Origin of the sequence: Streptomyces sp. NPDC059002 (assembly GCF_042740435.1) — a bacterium.
Lineage (GTDB): Bacteria > Actinomycetota > Actinomycetes > Streptomycetales > Streptomycetaceae > Streptomyces.
The window spans coordinates 22,417-39,373 of the sequence record NZ_JBHYJI010000010.1 but is presented as its reverse complement, the minus strand read 5'-3'; the positions used below and the strand labels follow the sequence as shown (position 1 = coordinate 39,373).

The window sequence follows — 16,957 nt, the reverse complement described above, 5'->3', positions numbered from 1 at the left end:
TCACCCCCGGAGTACCCGATGTCCCATCCCCCGATAGCCCGGCTGCACGCCCTGCGCTCGGTCGAGCTGCTCACCCCCTCCTTCGCGGAGGCCACCGACTTCTACGAGGACGCCTGGGGCCTGGAGGTCGTCGAGTCCGGGCACAGCACGAGCTGGCTGCGCGGCACCGGCGAGGAGCACCACGCCCTGCAGCTGACCCGCTCGGAGCGGACCGGGCTCGGCCGCCTGGTGTTCGCGGTCGCCACCCCGGCCGAGATCGACGAGGCGGCGCGCCGTCTGGCGGCACGCGGCATCGTCCCGGTCGCGGGCCCCGGACCGCTCGACCAGGTCGGCGGCGGCTACGGACTGCGCTTCCACGACCACGAGGGCCGCCTCGTCGAACTGTCCGCGCAGACCTGGGCGGTCGCGCCCCGCGGCCGCGACGCCGCGGTCCCCGTCGGGGTCACGCACGCCGTCCTCAACACCCCCGACATCGACGCGTCGGTCGCCTTCTACGTCGACGTGCTCGGGCTGCGCGTCTCCGACTGGTCCGAGCACCAGATGGCGTTCCTGCGCTGCAACGCCGACCACCACTGCGTCGCGTTCAACCAGGCCGACTGGGTGTCCCTCAACCACGTGGCGTACGAGATGAGTTCGGTGGACCACTTCATGCGGGGCCTCGGGCGCCTGCGCCACCACGGGGTCGTCCCGCAGTGGGGGCCCGGGCGGCACGGTCCCGGCAACAACACCTTCTCCTACTTCACCGATCCGACCGGGCTCGTCTGCGAGTACACCTCCGAGGTCGCGCAGGTCGTCGAGGACCGCTGGATCGCCAAGGTGTGGCGGCGGGTGCCCGAGCTGTCCGACCTGTGGGGCACGGCGGGCCCGCCGTCCCAGGAGATCCGCTGCCACATGGCGGGCTCCCCGGAAGGAGCACTCACATGAACGGCACACTGCGCGTGGGCCTTGTCGGCTGGGGCGCCATCGGGCGCGCCGTCGGCACGGCCCTCACTGAACACCGCATCCCCGGCGCCGAGTTGGTGTGCGTCGTCGACAACCGCCCGCTGGGGGACGCGGCGCCCGCGCCGCAGGTCTCCTTCGACGAGGCCCTGGAGCGCTGCGACCTGATCGTGGAGGCGGCGGGGCAGGGCGTCGTACGGGAGTGGGGCGAGCGCGTGCTCGCCTCCGGGACCGATCTGCTGATCGCCTCGACCGGCGCGCTCACCGACGAGGAACTGTCCGAGCGGCTGCGCGCGGCGGGTCCCGGCCGGGTGTACTTCACCGGGGGCGCGGTCGGCGGCCTCGATCTGCTGCAGGCCGTGCGCTCGCTCGGCCCGCTCGACGAGGTGCGCCTGACCACCACGAAGCTGCCGGGCACGCTCGAACAGCCGTGGATGGACGAGGAGTTGCTGTCCCGGCTGCGGTCGGCGACAGGCCCGGTCGAGGTCATGTGCGGCACCGCGCGCGAGGTCCCGGTGAAGTTCCCGAAGTCCACGAACGTGGCGGCGTCGGTCGCGCTCGCCGTCGGCGACCTGGACGCCGTGCGGGTCCGCGTCGTCGCCGATCCCGGCGCGCACCACACGCGGCACGTCGTCGAGGCGTCCGGCGCGCACGGGTCGTACCGCTTCGACGTGGCCCATCTGCCGGATCCCGCCAACCCGGCGACCAGCCAGGTCGTGCCGCACGCGGTGCTGCGCTCCCTCGCGGCGCTCGCCGGGCGGACGGGGCAGATCCTGTGACCGTCCGCGTCCATGTGGAGGAGGCCGGATCCGCAGGTCCCCTGCTGCTCTGTCTGCACGGCATCGGCTCCTCGTCGGCCGCGTTCGCAGCCCAGCTCGACGGGCTCCGCGACCACGTACGGGTGCTCGCCTGGGACGCCCCCGGATACGCCAAGTCCCCCGATCCGGGCGGGCCGTTGGACCTCGACGGCTTCGCGGACGCGGCGGCCGACGTGATCCGCTCGTACGGCGCTTCGGCGCATGTCCTCGGCGTCTCGTGGGGCGGTGTGATCGCGCTGCGGCTCGCCGTCCGGCACCCGGACCTCGTCGACTCGCTGATCGTCGCGGACTCCGGCCCCGGCTCCGGGACCGACCCCGCGAAGGCCGACGGCATGCGGCAGCGGGCCGCCGAGCTGGCCGCCCTCGGGCCGCGCGACTTCGCCGAGCGGCGCGGGCCCCGGCTCGTCTCGCCGGACGCGCCGCCCGCCCTCGTGCGGCGGGTCGTCGACACCATGGCCGCCTCGGTGCGGCTGCCCGGATACGCGTACGCCGCCGACTCGATGGCCACCGCCGATCTGCGCCCGGAGCTCCCCTCGGTCACCGCGCCCGCCCTCGTCCTCTGCGGCGACCAGGACCGGGTCACCGGCGTCGACGCCTCGCAGGTCATCGCCGGGGCCCTGCACAAGACCGCCTACGTGATCGTCAAGGACGCCGGTCACCTGGCCAACCAGGAGCAGCCGGGGCGCTTCAACGCCTGGGTGCTCTCCCACCTCCGCATCACCGCCCGCCTTCCCGAACAGGAGTTTGCGCCATGCCGCTGACCACCACCGCGTACGACAACGGCGACGACCTCGCCGCCTACACCGACTCGCTCATCGCCACCAGGACGTCCCGCGTCGCGGACTTCGACACGCTCTCCTTCCAGGAGAAGGCGGGCCCGCAGTACCGGCGCGGCCAGATCCGCTACGTCGGCTCCGGCGCCACCGGCAACCACGAGGACGACGGCCGCATCCTGCCGTCCGGTGGCTTCACCTTCTCCAACATGCTGCTCCCGCCCGGCGCCGAGGGCCCCGCCCACACCCACCACGACGTGGAGGAGGCCTTCTTCGTCCTGGAGGGCGAGGTCCGCGTCGGCGTGCACCGGGGGCCCGACGAGGTCGAGTACCGCACGCTCGGCTACCGCGACATGATCGTCGTGCCGGCCGGGGTGACCCGCTCCCTGAAGAACGAGGGCGACACCGACGCCCTGTTCTGCGTCGTCATCGGCACACAGAAGCCGCAGGTGCCGTCGTACCCCGAGTACTCGCCGATGCACGGCGTCACCCGTGGCTGACCGACGCACCGTCGTCGTCACCGGGGCGGGCCGCGGCCTGGGACTCGCCATGGCCCGCCGGGCGGGCGAGGACGGCTTCCGGGTCGTCGTCGCGGAGCTCGACGCCGCGCGCGGGGAGCGGGCCGCCGCCGGGCTGCGGGCGCGGGGCCTGGACGCCCACTTCGTGCGCGCGGACGTCGCCGACCCCGATTCGGTCGACGAACTGGCCGCATCCGTACGCGAGTTGGGGCACCTGCACGGTCTCGTCAACAACGCGGGGCTCGCCAACGGCGTCGGCGGCAAGGAGTTCCAGGACATCGACGTCGCGGCGTGGGACCGCATCATGACGGTCAACGCCCGCGGCCCCTGGCTGGTCTCCCGGGCCCTGCTCCCCCAGCTCCTCGCGCACGGGGACGGCGGCCGGATCGTGCACCTCACCTCCGACGCCGCGCTGTACGGCTCGCCCCGCCTCGCGCACTACATCGCCTCCAAGGGCGCCGTCATCGCGCTCACCCGGGCGATGGCGCGGGAGCTCGGCGACCGGGGCGTCACCGTCAACGCGGTCGCGCCCGGCATCACCGAGGGCGAGGCCACCGACTCCGTCCCCGCCGAACGGCACGAGCTGTACCGCATGAACCGCGCCATCTCACGCCCGCAGCGGGCGGACGACCTCATCGGCCTCGTCTCCTTCCTGCTCGGCGACGAGTCCCGCTATCTCACCGGACAGGTGATCGCCGTCAACGGCGGCTTCACCATGAACTGACCCACAGGAGCCATCAGTTATGGATCTGGGCCTCGCCGAACGGACCGTCCTGGTCACCGGCGGCAGCTCGGGCGTCGGCCTGGCCACGGTCCGCGCCCTGCTCGACGAGGGCGCACGGGTGGCCACCTGCGGCCGCGACGCCGACCGGCTCGCCGGGGCCGCCGCCGAGCTGGGCGCGGGCGACCGTCTCCTCACCGGCGTCTGCGACGTACGGGACGCCGCTGCCGTACGGGACTTCACGCACCGCGCCGCGACGGAGTTCGGCGGCATCGACGGGCTCGTCAACAACGCGGGGCAGTCCCGCATGAAGGGCTTCGCCGACGCGACCGCCGAGGACTGGCGCGACGAGCTGGAGCTGAAGTTCACGGGCGTCCTCAACCCCCTCCAGGCGGCCCTGCCGTGGCTGCGCGCCTCGGCCGCCGCCTGCGTCGTCAACGTCAACGCCGTCCTCGCCAAACAGCCCGAGCCCCGCCTGATCACGACCAGCGCCGCCCGCGCGGGCATCCTCAACCTCTCCAAGTCCCTCTCGGCGGACCTCGCCCCCGACGGCATCCGCGTCAACTCCGTCTGCCTGGGGCTTGTCGACACCGGCCAGTGGACGCGCCGGCACGCCGCCGCCGGCTCCGGGCTCGGCTACCAGGAGTGGCAGGCCGAGCTGGCCGCCGACCGGGGCATCGCGCTCGGACGGCTCGGGCGGGCCGACGAGGTGGCGTACGCGATCGTCGCGCTGCTCTCGCCGCGCGCCTCGTACATCACAGGAACCAGCATCGACGTCTGCGGCGGAGTCGGCCGCGGCATCCTCTGAGGAGCCCTCATGCATTACGACAACGGAGGCGATCTCCTCGTCGCCGTGCTGCGCGAACTCGGCATCGACACGGTCTTCGGCATCGTCAGCGTGCACAATCTGCCGCTGGTCGAGGCCGTCGACCGGGAGCTGCGCTTCGTGCCCGTGCGGCACGAGGCGACCGCGGTGAACGCCGCCGACGCCCACGGCCGGGCCCGCGGCTCACTGGGCTGCGCCCTCACCTCGACCGGCACCGGGGCGGGCAACGCCGCCGGGTCGCTCGTCGAGGCGCTCAGCGCGGGCACGTCCGTGCTGCACGTCACGGGGCAGGTGGAGAGCGCGTACCTCGGCAGCGGGCGCGGCTTCATCCACGAGACCAAGGACCAACTGGGCATGCTCAAGGCCGTGTCGGCGTACGCGGCGACCGTGCCGTCCGCCGCGGCCGCGGGGCGCGTCCTGCGCGAGGCGGCCCGTGCCGCCCTCGCCGCGCCGGGCGGCCCGGCGAGCGTGGAGTGGCCGGTGGACCTGCAGTACGCGGCGCAGACCGATGCCGCCATCGACATACCCGAGCCGATCCTCACGGCGCCGGTCGGTGCCGAACTGGCCGCCGCGGGCGAGCTGTTGGCGTCGGCGCGGCGTCCCCTCGTCTGGGCGGGCGGCGGCGCCACCCGCGCGGGCGCCCCGCTGGCCGCGCTGCTCGACGCCACCGGCGCGGGGCTCCTCACCTCCAACTCGGGGCGCGGCACGGTCCCGGAGGACGACCCGCGCGTCATCGGGAACTTCGCCACGGCGCCCGCGACACGCGCGCTGCTCGCCGACGCCGATCTGCTCCTCACCGTCGGCACGCACTTCCGGTCCAACGAGACCGCCGACTACGGACTCGAACTGCCCGCCGCCCACCTCCAGATCGACATCGACCCGGCCGCGCTCGGCCGCGTCTACCCGGCCCGGCACACCCTGTGCGGCGACGCGTCCGAGGTGCTCACGGCACTCCTTCCGTACGCGCGGCACACCACCGGCGAATCCGGCTGGGACGCCCGCGTCACCGCCGTGCGCGAGGAAGTACGCGCGAACCTGCGCGACGCCATCGGGCCGCAGGCCGCGATCTGCGCGGCGATCCGGGCCGCGCTGCCCCGCGCGGCGGTGATCGCCCGCGACGTGACCATCCCGTCCAGCAGCTGGGGCAACCGGCTCCTGGAGATGTACGACCCGCGCGACAACGTCTTCCCGCGCGGCGGCGGCATCGGACAGGGCCTCGGCATGGGCATCGGGGCGGCGCTCGCGCGGCCCGGGGCGCCCACGGTGGTCCTCGCGGGCGACGGCGGCCTCGCGGTGCACCTGGGCGAGCTGCTCACCCTCGCCCAGGAGCGGCCGCGCCTGACCCTGATCGTCTTCAACGACGGCGGTTACGGCGTGCTCCGCAACATGCAGGACCGCTACAGCGAGCGCCGCTCGGGCGTGGACCTCGCCACGCCCGACTTCGAACTCCTCGCGCGGGCCTGCGGGTTGCCCTACGCCAGGATCGCCGCCGAGGAGGACGCGCACCCCGTGATCGGGCACGCCGTCGCCTCCGAAGGGCCGGCCCTCGTCGAGGTCGACCTGGCCCGCCTCGGCCCGATGAAGAGCCCGTTCACCCCGCCCGTGACGATCCCCGCCGCGTAGGGAGGCCCAGCCATGACCTCGGAGCCCCTCATCGACCTGCGGGTGCGCCGCATGACGTGGGAGGCCGACGGCGTCCTCTCCGTCGAGCTCGCCCACCCGGACGGCAAGCCCCTGCCCGCCTGGGCGCCCGGCGCACACCTCGACGTCCACGTGGGCGGGCAGATCCGCCAGTACAGCCTGTGCGGCGATCCGCGCGACCTCTCGGTGTACCGCGTCGGCGTACTCAACGCGCCCGCCTCGCGCGGCGGTTCGCACCATGTGCATACGCGGCTGCGGCCCGGCCAGACCGTCACCGTGTCCGAGCCGCGCAACCACTTCCCCCTGGAGGACGCGTCGGCCTATGTGTTCGTCGCTGGCGGCATCGGGATCACCCCGATCCTCACGATGGCCCGCGAGGCGGCGCGGCGCGGTGTGCCCTGGCGGCTCACCTACGGCGGGCGCACCCGCTCCTCGATGGCCTTCACCGATGAGCTCGCGGCCCTGGACGGCGTGTTGACGCTCGTCCCGCAGGACGAGCACGGTCACATCGATCCGGCCGCCGCGCTCGACGGCCTGTCCGACGGCACGCTCGTGTACTGCTGCGGCCCTGAGCCGCTGCTCGCCGCCGTGGAGTCCGCCTGCCCGGCCGGGCGGCTGCGCGTGGAGCGGTTCGCGGCGCCCGCCGTGGAGCGCACCGGGGGTGACTGTGCGTTCGAGGTGGAGTGCCGCCGCTCCGGCGTGACCCTCTCCGTCGACGGGGACACCTCGGTCCTGCGGGCCGCTCAGGCGGCCGGGATCACGGTCAGCAGTTCCTGCCAGGAAGGCATCTGCGGCAGCTGCGAGACCCGGGTGCTCGACGGCACGCCCGACCACCGTGACTTCCTGCTCAGCGAGGCCGAGCACGCGGCCAACACCTCGATGATGATCTGCGTCTCGCGCTGCGCGTCCGGTCGTCTCGTCCTCGACCTGTAATTCCCCACCGGAGGCAACAGTGACCACCACCTGGCCGTACCTGGACGCCCACCAGTCCCGTACGCACGAGCCGACCCCGTACGAGTACAAGCTGGCCGCGACCCTCGAAGAGGTCTTCACCAAGGAGGGCCATGAACTCGCGGACGTCGTCGGCGGGTTGAACGCCCGCCAGGTCCACGCGCCCGACGGCGCGCCCTGGACCGAGGAGTCCTTCCGCGCCGAGATGAACCGACTGGGAGCCTGAGATGACGCTGTCCGTGCACGACTCCGCCGAGCACATCCACGCCACGGGGCTGCGCAACCAGTGGCACCCCGTCGTCCCCTCCTCCTTCGTCGCGCCCGGCGCGATGCGCAAGGTGACGGCGCTCGGCGAGCAGTGGCTCCTGTTCCGCCGCTCCGACGGCACCCTCTCGATGCTCGCCGACCGCTGCCCGCACCGCGGCGCGCCCCTGTCCCTGGGCAAGCACCTGGGCGACCGGGTGGCGTGCTGGTACCACGGCGTGGAGGTCGAGACCGACGGCACCGTCTCGTCCGTGCCGGGGCTGCCGGGCTGCAACCTGGAGGGCAAGAAGCTCGTCACCTCGCTGCCCGTGCGGGAGGCCGGCGGCGCCGTCCTCGCGTACTTCGGCGACGAGCGCCACCCCGAACCGGCCGAACTGACGCTGCCCGAGCCGCTCACCGACCCCGACGTCGACGCGATCCTCTGCTACGCGGAATGGAACGGCCCCTGGCGGTTCGCGGTGGAGAACCTCCTCGACCCGATGCACGGCGCGTTCCTCCACCACGAGTCGCACACCATGTACGACGGCGACACCACCGCCAAGTTCCGGATCCGCGAGACGGACCGCGGCTACTTCTTCGAGAAGACCGACCAGCGGGGCGTCAACTTCGACTGGGTCGAGCTGTGCCGCACCGGCGTCGACTGGGTGGACCTGACCATTCCGTACCCGCCGTCCGCGGGCCCCGGCGGCCCCTTCGGGATCGTCGGCATGGTCTGCCCGGTCGACGAGCACCGCACAGGCGTCTTCTTCTGGCGCTACCGCCGCGTCCAGGGCTGGCGGCGCGACACCTGGCGCTTCCTCTACAAGACCCTCATCGAGGAGCGCCACTGGCAGGTCCTCGAACAGGACCGGGTGATGCTGGAGGCCATGCCGGCCGACGCCGACCAGCGCGAGAACCTCTACCAGCACGACCTGGGCGTGGTCCGGCTGCGCCGCATGTACCGCGCGGAGGCGGCGGCTCAGGCCCTGCCTCGGTCGTCCGCTTCCTGAGGTGCGTCGGACTCCGTGATGGACCGCTCCAGCTTGGACATGAGGCGGGCCAGCTGGCGGCACTCGGCGGGCGAGAGTCCGCCGAGCATCCGGCGTTCGTTGTCGAGATGCTCGGCGAACACCTCGTCGATCTTCGCGAGCCCGGCGTCGGTGAGCCGCGAGTGGACGACGCGGCGGTCCTCCGCGTCGCGCTCGCGCACGATCAGGCCGTCCTTCTCCAGACGGTCGATGCGCAGCGTCACCCCGGCCGACGAGACCAGGCCCGAGTCGGCGAGCTGCCCCGCCGTGAGGCGGTACGGCGCCCCGGCCCTGCGCAGCGCGGTCAGCACGTCGAATCCGGCGACCGCGAGCCCGTGCCGTTCGATCGCGGAGGTCAGCCGGGTGTTGTAGCGCAGGAACGTGCGGTGCAGGCGGGCCAGGACCTCCAGGGGCGAGGTGTCGAGCTCGGGCCGCTCGCGCGCCCAGTCCTCGATGATCGACGCCACCGCGTCCGGCTGCTGCGCCGCCTTCTTCCCGGCCATCTGCCGCCTGCCCTCCCGCGACCGCCCTCGGTCGTGCCGTCCGGCGGTGCGCCGGAGCCGTACGGAAATCTTAGCCCTCAAGGAATGCGGGCAATCCCCTCACCCTGGTGCGCAACGGCTGTGCCACGGGCCATAATCGCCGCATACATCGGAGGTCTCTCCGGCTCCGATGTCGTCCGGCTCTTATGACTCTTGAGGCGAGGTCCCCATGGCTGTCACCGACGAGGCCATCGAAAAGATCAAGGGCATGATCGTCTCAGGCGCGCTGCGCCCCGGCGACCGGCTGCCCAAGGAGAGTGAACTCGCCGCGGACCTGGGCCTTTCGCGCAACTCCCTGCGCGAGGCGGTGCGCGCCCTCTCGCTGATCCGCATCCTCGACGTACGCCAGGGCGACGGCACCTACGTCACCAGCCTGGACCCGCAACTCCTCCTGGAGGCGCTGAGTTTCGTCGTCGACTTCCACCGCGACGACACGGTCCTCGAGTTCCTCGCGGTGCGCCGCATCCTCGAACCGGCAGCGACGGCGATGGCGAGCGTGCACATCACCGAGGCCGAACTGGACACGCTGACCCAGCAGTTGGACGCGCTCGGCGCCGCACCCTCCGTGGAGGAGCTGGTCGCCTGCGACCTGGAGTTCCACCGCGGCATCGTGCAGGCCGCCGGGAACTCGGTGCTCTGCTCCCTCCTGGACGGCCTGTCGGGCCCCACCACCCGGGCCCGCGTCTGGCGCGGCCTGACCCAGGAGGACGCGGTGAGCCGCACCCTGCACGAGCACCGCGCGATCCTCACCGCGCTGCGCGACCGCGACGCGGAGGCCGCCAGGTCCTGGGCGACGGTGCACATCGCGAGCGTGGAGCAGTGGCTGCGCTCCACACTCTGAAACCGTGCGGGACACACCACCGCAGGACATGAGTGACGCGCGGATGACCTGGGCAGTGTTCCGGTCACTCCCCCACGCAAGGGGGCTGCGGAGGGCCCCCGCCGACGCCGTAAGGTTGGGGCGTACGCAAGGGAACGTCGGAAGGAGGCCTGGGTGATCGAGCTCGAGGGGGTTCCCGAGCTGGTCGACCCGGTCATGGTGGCCGCGTTCGAGGGCTGGAACGACGCCGGCGACGCCGCCTCCGCCGCGGTCGCGCATCTCGACAAGGAGTGGAAGGGCGAGGTGTTCGCGGCGCTCGACGCCGAGGACTACTACGACTTCCAGGTCAACCGTCCGACCGTCTGGCTCGACGGCGGGGTGCGCAGGATCACATGGCCCACGACCCGCCTCTCGGTGGTGCGCGTCGGCGGCGACAAGCCGCGCGACCTCGTCCTGGTCCGGGGCATCGAGCCGTCCATGCGCTGGCGGTCGTTCTGCAACGAGATCCTGGGCTTCGCGCACGAACTGGGCGTCGAACTGGTCGTGATCATGGGTGCGCTGCTCGGCGACACCCCGCACACCCGCCCCGTCCCGGTCAGCGGTGTCACGTCCGACCCGGACCTGGCGCGCACGATGGACCTGGAGGAGACCAAGTACGAGGGCCCGACGGGCATCGTCGGCATCCTCCAGGAGGCCTGCACGCACGCGGGCGTCCCCGCCGTCAGCCTCTGGGCCGCCGTCCCGCACTACGTCTCGCAGCCGCCGAACCCCAAGGCCACGCTGGCGCTCCTCAACCGCCTCGAAGACCTCATCGACCTGCGCATCCCGCTGGGCGAGCTGGCCGAGGACGCGCGCGCCTGGCAGCTGGGCGTGGACCAGCTGGCCGCCGAGGACAGCGAGGTCGCCGAGTACGTCCAGTCCCTGGAGGAGGCGCGGGACACCGCCGAGCTGCCCGAGGCGTCGGGCGAGGCCATCGCCCGCGAGTTCGAGCGCTATCTGCGCCGCCGCGACGGCGGCGGACCCGCGGGCCCCGGCCAGCCGGGCGGCCACGCCACGGACGGCGAGGGCGCGGCCTACCTGCGCGATACGCCCAGCGAACGGACCCGCCCGCCGAAGCCGAAGCCCTCGCAGCGGCCGCCGGAGCAGAGCCCCGAGCAGGGCCCTGAGCAGAGCGCCGGGAGCGGTGACGGCAGCGGCGACGACAGCGACGATCCGGGCGAGGCGGGTACGGCCGAGTCCTCGGACGACTGACACGACCGCGGCATCACCGCCCGGCACGGCCGCGCGGCACACCGTTCACGCGAGGGGCGGCACCCACGGGGGTGCCGCCCCTTCGCGTCGCCCCCACCCCGCACACCCCTGACACCTCGTACGTCTTTGGCCTGATGAGGGCGTGACATCGCTTTCCGGACCAATTGCCCGGGGTTCCCTCTTCAACATCCCTTCAAACTCCGTTGCGCAAAAGGGGGGTGGACGAGTCGGCGAGCCAGTAGCAAGGTGTGCCCCGAAGGCGCGGCTGCGCACAGCACGGCACCGGCAAGGACCGAAGGGAGCGGTGAAGCGATGACCGACCAGGCAGACCCGGCGCGGGACCCCGGAGCCAGCGGCCCGGGCCCCGACGGAATGGGATTCACCTACCGAGGAGCCGAGCGGGAACTGATCGTCGTCGCACGGCCCGAGGCCCGGCTGCGCGCCGGGGAGCGCGAGATCCGCTCGGCGTCAGGCTCCGACGTGTCGGCCCTGAACATGTTCCTGACCGACGAACAGCTCTCCCTGGAGCCGCTGTTCGGCAGCGAGGAGCGGCTGCACGCCGCCGCCCCCTCGGGCGCCGGCGAGGAGGACCTGCCCGACCTCGCGCTCTTCTACCGCGTCCGCGGCGGCGACGACCGGGCCGAGGAACTGCGCTCCCGGATCGCGGCGCTGCCGGGCATCGACACGGCGTACGTCAAGCCGGGCGCCGTCCCCGCCTCCATCGAGCCCTCGCCGCTCCGGCCGCAGGACCCCGACGAGGCGGCCAGGAAGCGCAAGGAGGGCATGCCCGTCACGCCCGACTTCACCAGCAGGCAGGGCTACTTGAACCCGGCCCCCGAGGGCATCGACGCCCGCTGGGCCTGGCAGCGGCTCGGCGGCTCCGGCGAGGGCGTCACCGTCATCGACGTGGAGGGCTCCTGGCAGCTGCGCCACGAGGACCTGGCCGCCAAGCTCGCGGGCCTCGTCATCGGCACGCCCATCCAGGACGTGGCCTGGCGCAACCACGGCACCGCGGTGATCGGCGTCATCGGCGGCGACCGCAACAACGTCGGCATCACCGGCATCGCGCCGGAGGCCGTGACCGCGGCCGCCTCCTTCCAGCCGCTCGGCACGGCGGCCACCATCCACGCGGCGGCCGACCGGCTGCACCCGGGCGACATCATCCTGCTCGAACTGCACCGTCCGGGACCGAAGTTCGACTTCGAGCCGCGCGACGACCAGAAGGGCTACATCGCCATCGAGTGGTGGCCCGACGACTACGCCGCGGTGCGCTACGCCACCGCCAAGGGCGTCCTCGTCGTGGGCGCGGCGGGCAACGGCGCCGAGTCCCTGGACGACGCGGCGTACGAGCGCAGGCCCGACGGGTTCCCGTCCTGGTGGCGCAACCCGTTCAACCCCACCAACCGCTCCTCCGGCGCGGTCCTGGTCGGCGCGGGCGCACCGCCGCCCGGCACCCACGGCCGCGACCACGGACCCGACCGCTCGCGCCTGGCGTTCTCCAACTACGGCGCCCGCGTGGACGCGCAGGGCTGGGGCCGCGAGACCACCACGACCGGCGGCTTCTGGGACCGGCCAGGCGATCTGCAGGGCGGCGCCGAGGAGATCGCCTGGTACACCGACACGTTCTCCGGCACGTCCTCCGCGTCACCGATCGTCGTCGGCGCCCTCGCGGCGCTGCAGGGCATGCTCAAGGCCTCGGGCCAGCAGCCGATGACGCCGGACCGGGCGCGCGCGGTGCTGCGCTCCACCGGATCGCCGCAGCAGGACGCCCCGGGCAGGCCCGCTTCGCAGCGGATCGGCAACCGCCCCGACCTCAAGTCGGCGGTCACCAACCTGCTGCCGTCCGCGGTCGGTTCGGGCCGCGCCGAGCGGTACTGGGACGAACTCCTCCCCTATCCCCCCGAACTCCCGCCGCGCCTGCGGCTGTTCGTTGCCGGGGAGTGGCGCAACCTCAACAACCCGTCCCCCGAAATGCGTCAGGCGGTGCACGCCGCCTTCGCCGGGGGTCAGCCGGACGTACGCGTCTGGTTCTCGGACGACGAGGTCGTCGGCCTGGTCGTCACGGGCTGAAGCACGACCAGCACTGCTGAAGGACCACAACCATTGAGGGAAGGTGGCACCCGCATGAGCACCACCCCGCAAATGAGTCAACTGGGCCAGCAGGGACAGCAGTACGGCCAGCAGGGACCGAGCACGGCCCCGCCGCAGCAGTACGGCCAGCAGCCGTTCGGCCAGCAGGGCATCGGACAGCGGCAGCCGTTCGGCCCGCCGAGCATCCAGGGCCAGCAGGGCATCCAGGGCCAGCAGGTCCCGCAGCACCTGCAGCAGCAGCTCCAGCAGCTCGGTCAGCAGCAGCCGTTCCAAGGCCTGCTGCAGCAGATGGGCGCGGAGCAGGTCCCCCAGGCGCAGGCCCCGCAGATCTCGACGCAGAACATCACGTCGGGCATCGCGACGGCGTACTGGGACCTCGTCCAGCCGCTGCCCGGCCAGTCTCCCCTGCTCTATCTGCTCATCGACAACAGCTGGCGCGTGTACGTCGACCCGCTGGACACCACCCACGACCAGGTGCAGGAGGCCTTCGCCTTCGGGCACACCGTGATCGGCTACTACGACACGACCAACCCGAGCCTGCTCCTCGCGATCGTGATCACCAGGTGATGACGGCCTGAGGGACGACGCACCGCGGTGAACGGCGGCGCCGGGCGGAGACCTCCCGCCCGGCGCCGCTCACCTGTTCCTATCCCTTGCTCCTATCCCCTGTTCCTATCCCCTGTTGCTCTTCGCAGGCGAACCTGGCCGCGGCCCAGTCCGCGTGGTCCCCGCTCTTGGAGCCGTTGGTGTCCGTCGCCTTCAGGACCACGTGCCGGGCGCCGCGCACGTCGACGTCCACCGGCACGGTCGCCGACGCGCCCGTCACCTTCGGCGAGGTCCACAGCACCTTGCCGTCGGCCTCGACCGAGAAGGCCACCTCGCCATAGCCGTTGATCTCGTCGTCGATGCCCGCGTCCGCGGTGAACTGCGAGCAGCGGCCGCCCGGATAGACCTCGATGACGGAGTCGGCGTGCGTGCCGATCCCCTTCTCGTACGTCTTTCCCGCGAGGGTCAGCGGATGCCCGTCGTCGGCGCCCGACTCGCCGTTGCTGCGGTCGCGTTCGGCGGGACCGTAGCCGTTGGTGGACTTCAGCCACACCATGTCGCTCGCCCAGGTGTCCTTGTCGGGCGCCTCCGGCATCACGCCGAGGGCGAACCGGCCGGTGGCGGTGCGCTCCTGGCCCGCCGAGCGGTAGCGGGCGGACGCGGTGAGCGTCTTCTCACCGGGGTCCGCGCCCTTGGCCGGGGTGAGCGCCACCTCGACGCGGCGCGTGCTGCCCGCCGGGATCCGGTCGGCCTCGAAGGTGCCCGCGGTCCAGCCCTCGGGCACGTCGAGGGTGACATCGACCCCGGTGGCGTCCTTCGTGCCCGCGGTGACGTCGACGGCGAGCTTCCCCGGCGTACCGGCGCCGAGTTCCTGGCCCGCGGGAACATGCACGGCGGCCTGCGCCCCGGGCACGGCACCGCCGACCGCGCTGGTGTCGTCGAGCGTCAACCGGAAGGCCCGATCGGTGCGTCGAGCGGCCGTCTTCACCTTGACGACGCCGCCGCGGTCGTCCCTGTCGTAGAACCAGCCCTGCCGTGCGCCGTCGTACGCGTCCTGCGACGTGAGCTCGGGCAGGCGCTGGCCGTCGAGTTCCACGCGGCTCGGCGCGTCCCCGGTGTGCAGCGTGAACGCGTAGGGCCGCGTGCTCTGCTTCCCGGCGAACTCGCCCTTGCTCGCACCGATCCGCACGCTCACGTCACCCGCGCCGGAGCGCGGCGCCCGCACGTCCGCCCGCTGGACGGCGTACTTCCCCGCGCGGTGCTGCCGGGTCACGCCGTCGTCCTCGTACAGCTCGAAGGACGACTTCCCCTGCGGGTAGATGTCCCAGGCGAGCGGCGAGTCCGCCGTCCTGTCCTCGTAGGAGCGGATGCCGCCCGGCCACATCGGCACGGTCGCACCGCCCTTGACGAAGAGGGGCAGCGTGTCGAGGGGCGCGCTGTAGCCGTCTACGGTGGTCGGCCCCTGGTAGGTGCGCCCGGTCCAGTAGTCGGTCCAGGTGCCCTTGGGCAGATAGATGCCGTCCCAGGTGGTGGTGTCCTTGTAGACGGGCGCCACGAGGAAGTCCTCGCCGGTCAGGAACTCGTACTTGGCGGCGTCGGTCGCGGTCTTGGGGTCATGGGGGTACTCCAAGGCCAGCGGCCGTACGGCGCCCACACCGGTCTTCGTCGCTTCGTGGGCGTACGAGTACAGGTAGGGAAGCAGCGATTCGTGCAGCTTCAGGTACGTGCGGTTGATGGAGGTGTAGGGCTCGCCGTACCGGAAGGGCTGCTTGTCGCTCGCGGCCCAGCCGTCCATCGTCATCGTGACCGGCAGGAACATCTTCCACTGCAGATCGCGTACGTACGTCTTGGGGCTGCCGCCGAAGATGCCGTCGACGTCGCCGGTCGTGTACGCGAGCCCGGACATGGTCGACCCGGCGTACGTCGGGATCTGCCAGCGGATGTACTCCCAGCTGCCGCTCTGGTCGCCGGACCACTGCACGCCGCAGCGCTGCGCGCCCGACCAGCTCTCCGGGGCCCAGGTGAAGCCGCGGGCATCGCTGTTGTCCTCGATGCCCTGGTACGCGTCCTTGCAGCCGTCGAGGGCCTTCTTGTAGCCGTCGCCGACCCAGGCGACGTCCAGCTTGGCGACGCGCTGGCCCGCCTTGACCTGCTCGGCGATCTTGTCCAGGCCGTCCTCGGTCCACAGGCCCATCTTCATCCTGCGTTCGGCCAGGCCCTTGGAGGTCTCGGCGAGGTTCTCGTAGCCGCAGCCGTAGCCGTCGTTGACGAGCATCCAGCCGTTGGGCATGTCGTTCTCGACGTAGCCGTCGGCGACCTTCAGGGAGTCCAGGGTGTGGCGCTCGCCGCGGTTGGCGTTGTGCAGGTAGCAGTCGGCGTCGCCGATCTCCATGCCGTAGACCGGCGGCAGGAAGGGCTTCCCGGTGAGCTTCGTGTACTGCCCGATGACGTCCTTGGCCGCGTCGCCGCCGCGCCCCGCGAAGTAGTAGGCGTCGAAGCGCCGTTCCTTCGCGGTGGCCGTCACGGGCTCGGCGAAGTCGTACGTGTTGGGGGCGTAGGTGTTCCGGAAGACGCCGTATCCGGCCGAAGACAGGTAGAACGGCACGGAGTTGGGATGCCCGCCGTCGTCCCACTCGTAGTCGACGCTCACCTCGACCTTCTTGCCGCGGTGCGAGGTGTTGCCGCGCCCGTTCTGCATCCCGGCGCCGTAGAACTGCTCGTCGGCGCCGCGTGCCAGGCTCTGCGTCGTGGCGTCCTTCGTCCAGGACAGGCCCTTGGACTCGGCCCAGACGCGGCTGCCGTCGGCGCGGTACAGGGCGAAGCGCAGCGGAGACTTGTAGGCGCGCAGCGTCACCTGCGAGGTGCTCAGCTCGTAACGGTCGCCCTTGTCCGCCCACTTGGTGCGCGGCGCCGCACCCTGCGGCAGGACGATGTCCTTGCCCGTCGGGTCGGTGAACTTCCCGTCGGGGGCGAGTTCGAGCCTGAAGGTCTCGGCCGACACGAAGCTGACGCGGGCCTCGGCCTTGCCCGCGGTCAAGTGATAGACGGGGCCTTCGGCGTCGAAGGCGGTGACGTCGCCGACGGTGGTCGCGGGCTCGTCGGCGGCTCGTGCGGTGCCGCCGGGCCCCACGAAGGCCACGAGCAGGCCCACGAGGGCGGCGGCCGCCGCCGATCTGAAGCGGGTGCGAGATCTCATGGCGGAGGTCTAGCGCGTCAACGACCTCCGTGGCCATGGACTTTGATGGGCCG

The 16,957-nt window shown here is 72.4% G+C and carries 16 protein-coding genes; 14 read left to right on the top strand and 2 right to left on the bottom strand.

Annotated elements, in window-relative coordinates; translation table 11 throughout:
- Positions 1 to 18: 18 nt before the first annotated feature.
- Genes ACFWZ2_RS11825 through ACFWZ2_RS11780 form a run of 10 tightly spaced genes read left to right on the top strand, consistent with a single transcriptional unit; the run spans position 19 to position 8,440 of the window.
- Positions 19 to 924, top strand: coding sequence for a VOC family protein (locus ACFWZ2_RS11825; RefSeq protein WP_384544909.1), 906 nt, complete (start codon positions 19 to 21; stop codon positions 922 to 924).
- Positions 921 to 1,718: an aspartate dehydrogenase domain-containing protein gene (locus tag ACFWZ2_RS11820; protein ID WP_384544908.1), complete on the top strand. Its 798-nt coding sequence runs from the start codon at positions 921 to 923 to the stop codon at positions 1,716 to 1,718. Before ACFWZ2_RS11825 ends, ACFWZ2_RS11820 begins: the two co-directional genes overlap by 4 nt.
- On the top strand, positions 1,715 to 2,518 hold the full coding sequence (locus ACFWZ2_RS11815; RefSeq protein ID WP_384544907.1) for an alpha/beta fold hydrolase: 804 nt from the start codon (positions 1,715 to 1,717) through the stop codon (positions 2,516 to 2,518). The genes ACFWZ2_RS11820 and ACFWZ2_RS11815 overlap by 4 nt, the downstream gene beginning before the upstream one ends.
- Entirely contained in the window at positions 2,509 to 3,030 is a 522-nt protein-coding gene (locus ACFWZ2_RS11810; protein ID WP_384544906.1) for a cupin domain-containing protein, read from the top strand. The genes ACFWZ2_RS11815 and ACFWZ2_RS11810 overlap by 10 nt, the downstream gene beginning before the upstream one ends.
- The gene (locus ACFWZ2_RS11805; protein WP_384544905.1) at positions 3,023 to 3,772 is read left to right on the top strand and encodes an SDR family oxidoreductase; all 750 of its coding nucleotides are present in this window, start codon (positions 3,023 to 3,025) and stop codon (positions 3,770 to 3,772) included. Before ACFWZ2_RS11810 ends, ACFWZ2_RS11805 begins: the two co-directional genes overlap by 8 nt.
- A gap of 19 nt (positions 3,773 to 3,791) precedes the next feature.
- Entirely contained in the window at positions 3,792 to 4,577 is a 786-nt protein-coding gene (locus ACFWZ2_RS11800; protein ID WP_384544904.1) for an SDR family oxidoreductase, read from the top strand.
- Between the two features lie 9 nt (positions 4,578 to 4,586).
- Entirely contained in the window at positions 4,587 to 6,218 is a 1,632-nt protein-coding gene (locus ACFWZ2_RS11795) for a thiamine pyrophosphate-binding protein (protein WP_384544903.1), read from the top strand.
- Positions 6,219 to 6,230: 12 nt separating this feature from the next.
- Entirely contained in the window at positions 6,231 to 7,169 is a 939-nt protein-coding gene (locus ACFWZ2_RS11790) for a PDR/VanB family oxidoreductase (protein ID WP_384544902.1), read from the top strand.
- A 19-nt stretch (positions 7,170 to 7,188) separates the two neighbouring features.
- The gene (locus ACFWZ2_RS11785) at positions 7,189 to 7,413 is read left to right on the top strand and encodes a recombinase-like helix-turn-helix domain-containing protein (RefSeq protein WP_384544901.1); all 225 of its coding nucleotides are present in this window, start codon (positions 7,189 to 7,191) and stop codon (positions 7,411 to 7,413) included.
- Between the two features lies 1 nt (position 7,414).
- Complete coding sequence (locus ACFWZ2_RS11780; RefSeq protein ID WP_384544900.1) at positions 7,415 to 8,440, top strand: Rieske 2Fe-2S domain-containing protein; 1,026 nt, start codon at positions 7,415 to 7,417, stop codon at positions 8,438 to 8,440.
- Here the strand turns inward: ACFWZ2_RS11780 and ACFWZ2_RS11775 are convergent.
- On the bottom strand, positions 8,410 to 8,961 hold the full coding sequence (locus ACFWZ2_RS11775) for a MarR family winged helix-turn-helix transcriptional regulator (RefSeq protein ID WP_384544899.1): 552 nt from the start codon (positions 8,959 to 8,961) through the stop codon (positions 8,410 to 8,412). The genes ACFWZ2_RS11780 and ACFWZ2_RS11775 overlap by 31 nt on opposite strands.
- Positions 8,962 to 9,169: 208 nt before the next feature.
- Here ACFWZ2_RS11775 and ACFWZ2_RS11770 point away from each other — a divergent pair, with 208 nt between their 5' ends.
- The 4 genes from ACFWZ2_RS11770 to ACFWZ2_RS11755 all read left to right on the top strand — a co-directional run bounded on the left by ACFWZ2_RS11770 (position 9,170) and on the right by ACFWZ2_RS11755 (position 13,729).
- Positions 9,170 to 9,841: a FadR/GntR family transcriptional regulator gene (locus ACFWZ2_RS11770; RefSeq protein ID WP_384544898.1), complete on the top strand. Its 672-nt coding sequence runs from the start codon at positions 9,170 to 9,172 to the stop codon at positions 9,839 to 9,841.
- 153 nt (positions 9,842 to 9,994) lie between these two features.
- Positions 9,995 to 11,071 (top strand): PAC2 family protein, encoded by a 1,077-nt coding sequence (locus tag ACFWZ2_RS11765; protein ID WP_384544897.1) that lies wholly within the window; start codon positions 9,995 to 9,997, stop codon positions 11,069 to 11,071.
- Positions 11,072 to 11,383: 312 nt separating this feature from the next.
- On the top strand, positions 11,384 to 13,141 hold the full coding sequence (locus ACFWZ2_RS11760) for a S8 family peptidase (RefSeq protein WP_384544896.1): 1,758 nt from the start codon (positions 11,384 to 11,386) through the stop codon (positions 13,139 to 13,141).
- A 54-nt stretch (positions 13,142 to 13,195) separates the two neighbouring features.
- Positions 13,196 to 13,729: a hypothetical protein gene (locus tag ACFWZ2_RS11755; RefSeq protein ID WP_384544895.1), complete on the top strand. Its 534-nt coding sequence runs from the start codon at positions 13,196 to 13,198 to the stop codon at positions 13,727 to 13,729.
- Positions 13,730 to 13,808: 79 nt separating this feature from the next.
- Here the strand turns inward: ACFWZ2_RS11755 and ACFWZ2_RS11750 are convergent, their stop codons facing one another.
- Positions 13,809 to 16,904: an NPCBM/NEW2 domain-containing protein gene (locus ACFWZ2_RS11750; protein ID WP_384544894.1), complete on the bottom strand. Its 3,096-nt coding sequence runs from the start codon at positions 16,902 to 16,904 to the stop codon at positions 13,809 to 13,811.
- Positions 16,905 to 16,957: the final 53 nt, after the last annotated feature.

Excerpts from the sequence above, each read along its gene's own strand:
- ACFWZ2_RS11825 (WP_384544909.1), top strand. The coding sequence starts at position 19 with ATGTCCCATCCCCCGATAGCCCGGCTGCACGCCCTGCGCTCGGTCGAG.
- ACFWZ2_RS11820 (WP_384544908.1), top strand. The coding sequence starts at position 921 with ATGAACGGCACACTGCGCGTGGGCCTTGTCGGCTGGGGCGCCATCGGG.
- ACFWZ2_RS11810 (WP_384544906.1), top strand. The coding sequence starts at position 2,509 with ATGCCGCTGACCACCACCGCGTACGACAACGGCGACGACCTCGCCGCC.
- ACFWZ2_RS11800 (WP_384544904.1), top strand. The coding sequence starts at position 3,792 with ATGGATCTGGGCCTCGCCGAACGGACCGTCCTGGTCACCGGCGGCAGC.
- ACFWZ2_RS11795 (WP_384544903.1), top strand. The coding sequence starts at position 4,587 with ATGCATTACGACAACGGAGGCGATCTCCTCGTCGCCGTGCTGCGCGAA.
- ACFWZ2_RS11790 (WP_384544902.1), top strand. The coding sequence starts at position 6,231 with ATGACCTCGGAGCCCCTCATCGACCTGCGGGTGCGCCGCATGACGTGG.
- ACFWZ2_RS11780 (WP_384544900.1), top strand. The coding sequence starts at position 7,415 with ATGACGCTGTCCGTGCACGACTCCGCCGAGCACATCCACGCCACGGGG.
- ACFWZ2_RS11775 (WP_384544899.1), bottom strand. The coding sequence starts at position 8,961 with ATGGCCGGGAAGAAGGCGGCGCAGCAGCCGGACGCGGTGGCGTCGATC.
- ACFWZ2_RS11770 (WP_384544898.1), top strand. The coding sequence starts at position 9,170 with ATGGCTGTCACCGACGAGGCCATCGAAAAGATCAAGGGCATGATCGTC.
- ACFWZ2_RS11760 (WP_384544896.1), top strand. The coding sequence starts at position 11,384 with ATGACCGACCAGGCAGACCCGGCGCGGGACCCCGGAGCCAGCGGCCCG.
- ACFWZ2_RS11755 (WP_384544895.1), top strand. The coding sequence starts at position 13,196 with ATGAGCACCACCCCGCAAATGAGTCAACTGGGCCAGCAGGGACAGCAG.
- ACFWZ2_RS11750 (WP_384544894.1), bottom strand. The coding sequence starts at position 16,904 with ATGAGATCTCGCACCCGCTTCAGATCGGCGGCGGCCGCCGCCCTCGTG.